The sequence below is a fragment of the Psychrobacter sp. genome, assembly GCF_030457785.1.
Lineage (GTDB): Bacteria > Pseudomonadota > Gammaproteobacteria > Pseudomonadales > Moraxellaceae > Psychrobacter.
In genome coordinates, this window is record NZ_JAKDUI010000243.1 from 1 (window position 1) to 3,576 (window position 3,576).

Annotated in this window: 4 protein-coding genes; 2 read left to right on the forward strand and 2 right to left on the reverse strand. The window is 42.9% G+C overall.

Going from position 1 to position 3,576, the window contains the following annotated elements; genetic code table 11:
• Nucleotides 1-20: 20 nt before the first annotated feature.
• Nucleotides 21-689: a DUF938 domain-containing protein gene (locus L0J61_RS09985; RefSeq protein WP_301466296.1), complete on the reverse strand. Its 669-nt coding sequence runs from the start codon at nucleotides 687-689 to the stop codon at nucleotides 21-23.
• A 93-nt stretch (nucleotides 690-782) separates the two neighbouring features.
• On the opposite strand from L0J61_RS09985, the gene L0J61_RS09990 reads away from it, so the two are divergent.
• A complete protein-coding gene (locus L0J61_RS09990; protein WP_301466297.1) occupies nucleotides 783-971 on the forward strand; it encodes a DNA gyrase inhibitor YacG in 189 nt (62 codons plus the stop codon).
• Nucleotides 972-1,018: 47 nt separating this feature from the next.
• Nucleotides 1,019-2,200: an aspartate aminotransferase family protein gene (locus L0J61_RS09995; protein ID WP_301466298.1), complete on the forward strand. Its 1,182-nt coding sequence runs from the start codon at nucleotides 1,019-1,021 to the stop codon at nucleotides 2,198-2,200.
• Between the two features lie 119 nt (nucleotides 2,201-2,319).
• On the opposite strand, the gene L0J61_RS10000 is transcribed toward L0J61_RS09995, so the two are convergent.
• Nucleotides 2,320-3,471, reverse strand: a complete 1,152-nt coding sequence (locus L0J61_RS10000) for an iron-containing alcohol dehydrogenase (protein WP_301466299.1) — start codon at nucleotides 3,469-3,471, stop codon at nucleotides 2,320-2,322.
• Nucleotides 3,472-3,576 lie beyond the last annotated feature (105 nt).

Below are 3,576 nucleotides of genomic sequence, written 5' to 3' on the forward strand. Positions count from 1 at the left end.
CTTAGGCTATTTTGTATCATTCAAAACTTAGAATTAACTTTCCATTCATCAACCCTGGTTTTATAGCCTTCTGGTTTATTCATTCGTAGCTCCCAACATGTCTCTCCGCGTGCCAGATACTTCACCTCAAAATGCGTACGCTCGCTATCTGTCGGGACGCTACAACGTGTATTTGGCAGTGCCCATACGTCTGTGGCTTGCCGCTCTGCATTGTCCATATACGTCTCAATATTGGTTGCTAGGACAATTTCCCCGCCCACTTGTAAGCGTGATAATAAAAACTCGAAAAAAGGCATATTTAGCCATTGCTGATTTGAGTTATGTTGCTCAGGGTTTGGATAAAGAATAAAAATTTTAGCGACACTGCTGGGTGCAATGGCATGCACTATCCAAGCAATTGCATCTGCATGGATAGCATCGAGGTTCGATGCACCCTGTAACTCAGCATGTTTGGCAAAAGCCTCAAACTTATTGCGCGTACGTTCGATAGCAATGAGGTGCTTATCAGGCTGTTGCGTCACAAAACTAAGTGCATGCTTGCCCTTCCCTGCACCAATTTCTAAAACCAAAGGAGTGCCGTTTTTATTATTTATGATGACATCGGGCATGACGAAGTCACGCGGTGTAGAAAGCTTATGTGGTTGAAATGCACGCTGCTTCTGATGTGTCAGTGCTATATTTTCAGTCATCTACTATCCTTAAAGCATTTGTCTTTTGCCATTATTCGGCTGCATGCTATTATATAGCCATTCTCCCTCAATAGTAATATACAGCAGCGAGTTATGACTGAACCGACCTCTAATACGCCCAAAACCTATCCTTGCCCCCGATGTGGCAATCAAACAGCATGGCAAGACAATAAATACAAACCATTTTGTAGTAGCAAATGCAAGCTTATAGATTTAGGTGCGTGGGCAAATGAGGACTACACCTTACCTGCAGAAACCACCCCTTTCTCAGACGAACTATAGCCAATAATTTTTATTATCACTTACCTATCATCTTAAGGATGTTTTATATGTCTGCTACTTACCTAATGCCCACTTACAACCGTCAACCAATCAGCTTTACACGCGGTGCAGGCAGTTGGCTATATACCAAAGATGATACGCCTTACCTAGATGCCCTGACTGGTATCGCGGTCTGCGGATTAGGACATTGTCACCCACAAATAACGGATGCGATTCAACAACAAGCAGCGACATTGGTTCATACAAGTAACTTGTTTGGCATTGACTGGCAAGAACGTGCTGGCGAAAGCCTATGCAATGCTGCCCAGATGGATAGCGTGTTTTTTGCTAATAGTGGTTCTGAAGCAAATGAAGCAGCACTCAAGCTTGCACGTATGCACGCAAATCAACAGGGTTTTAAACGCCCAAAAGTGATCGTCATGGAGCAGTCGTTCCATGGTCGGACGCTGCTACCATTGTCAGCCACAGCCAATCCAAAAGCGCGTGAAGGGTTTTATACACTAGACGAAGATTTTATTCGTGTTCCTTTCGGTGACGTAGCAGCAATTAAGCAAGCAGCCCAAGATAATGAGGATATTTGCGCCATCTTTGTGGAGCCTATTCAAGGTGAAGGTGGACTCAATACAGCCAAGAATGGCTTTACCTATCTAGAAGAACTACAAGCAGTCTGTGACGCACACAACTGGCTATTTATGATAGATGAAGTGCAAACTGGTAACGGCCGTACTGGCAAATACTTTGCTTATCAGCACAGCAATGCCCGTCCTGATGTATTAACGACTGCAAAAGGCTTAGGCAATGGTTTCCCTGTTGGTGCCTGCATGGTGCGCGGCCGTGCCAATGGTCTATTTGGGGCTGGCAGTCATGGCTCAACTTATGGTGGCACACCATTAGCCAGTCGCGTGGTTCATAGTGTGTATGACGTATTAGCCAACAGCGATATTATGAATAATGCGGTCACCGAAGGGCTATTTATCAGAGAGACCCTGGTAGATGAATTAGGACAATACGGGGTCAGCAGCCGTGGTGCTGGAATGATGATCGGTATCGTCTTGCCCGAAGATATGGACTGTAGTGAGCTGGTGAATCGTGCACGCGATGAGCAAAATCTGATAATCAACGTTACCGGTGGTCATGTTATACGCTTGCTACCGCCACTTAATATGAGCCGCGATGAAAGCTCACAAGTTTCTGAGCGCTTGATCAACTTATTAAAACCTTCTTTTTAAGATGTGGTTCTTTAAGACAGGTACACTAAAGTATGCCTGTCTTATTTCACCAACAGTTAAATATAAAAAAAGACATAAGCTTATTGGCTTATGTCTTTTTTATGGGCTAATGAGAAAAGCTACGAGCGGGCTTCAAACGCATCCTCAAAGATACCAACGATCTGTTCGTGACTTGCTTGAACAGGGTTAGATAGACCACACACGTCTTTGAGTGCATTTGTCGCTAACTCGTCAAAATCTTCGCGTTTAACACCAAGTTCTTTTAACGACTTCGGAATATTGACAATATCTGCCAGTTTTTTAATCGCGTCAATCGTATTCAAACCAGCCAAATCGCTGTTGTTGTCACTTAAAATCTTACCAACGGTATTCAACCTTTCTGTAGCAGCTGATTCATTGAATGCTTCAACATGTGGTAATAGCAACGCATTACATACGCCATGAGGTAAGTCGTACATACCACCTAATTGATGAGCCATTGCATGAACATAACCAAGTGATGCATTGTTAAATGCCATGCCTGCTAAGAATTGAGCATAGGCCATGTTTTCTCGAGCAACCATATTTTTAGGTTCTTTAACTGCAGTCGGTAAAGAAGTAGCTATTAACTCAATAGCTTTGACAGCACAGGCATCTGTAATGGGGCTAGCACCTGTAGAAACGTAAGCCTCTACAGCATGAGTTAAGGCATCCATACCGGTTGCGGCAGTGAGACTAGCAGGCATATTAGACATTATGCCAGAGTCGTTGATTGATAAAGTAGGTGTTACATTAGTGTCAACTATAGCCATTTTCACATGAGTGTTCTCGTCTGTGATAATACAGAAGCGAGTCATTTCAGAAGCAGTTCCTGCGGTTGTATTAATAGAAACCAGAGGGAGTTGCGGTTTTGTAGATTGATCCAATCCTTCGTAGTCTTCAATCTTGCCACCGTTCGTTGCGACGAGTGCAATTGCCTTCGCACAATCATGAACTGACCCACCGCCGAGCGATATTATCAAGTCTGCATCAAATGACTTTAGCTTTTCCAGACCTGCATTAACATTACTTACTGTTGGATTTGGTTGTACATCGGTGAAAATACTGACCTCTATACCTTTCGACTGAAGTGGTTGTGCCACTTGGTCTACAACCCCGATTTTTTCTAGAATCTCATCAGTAATGATAAACACTTTATTGCAGTTTAGTTTTGCGAGCTCTTCGAGACCTTTTTCTAAAGCACCTTCACCAACCAAATTATTAGACGGCATAAAAAATTGTGATAAAGCCATAGTAACTTCCTTGTTAAGTTAATAATCATTGATACTTGATGCTGTGACTAAATATCAATGATGATGAGTAACGCCTGTTAATCATCAAGTTTTAATAGGACACTA

Coding starts and splice junctions, on each gene's coding strand:
- L0J61_RS09985 (WP_301466296.1), bottom strand. CDS start 689: ATGACTGAAAATATAGCACTGACACATCAGAAGCAGCGTGCATTTCAA.
- L0J61_RS09990 (WP_301466297.1), top strand. CDS start 783: ATGACTGAACCGACCTCTAATACGCCCAAAACCTATCCTTGCCCCCGA.
- L0J61_RS10000 (WP_301466299.1), bottom strand. CDS start 3,471: ATGGCTTTATCACAATTTTTTATGCCGTCTAATAATTTGGTTGGTGAA.
- L0J61_RS09995 (WP_301466298.1), top strand. CDS start 1,019: ATGTCTGCTACTTACCTAATGCCCACTTACAACCGTCAACCAATCAGC.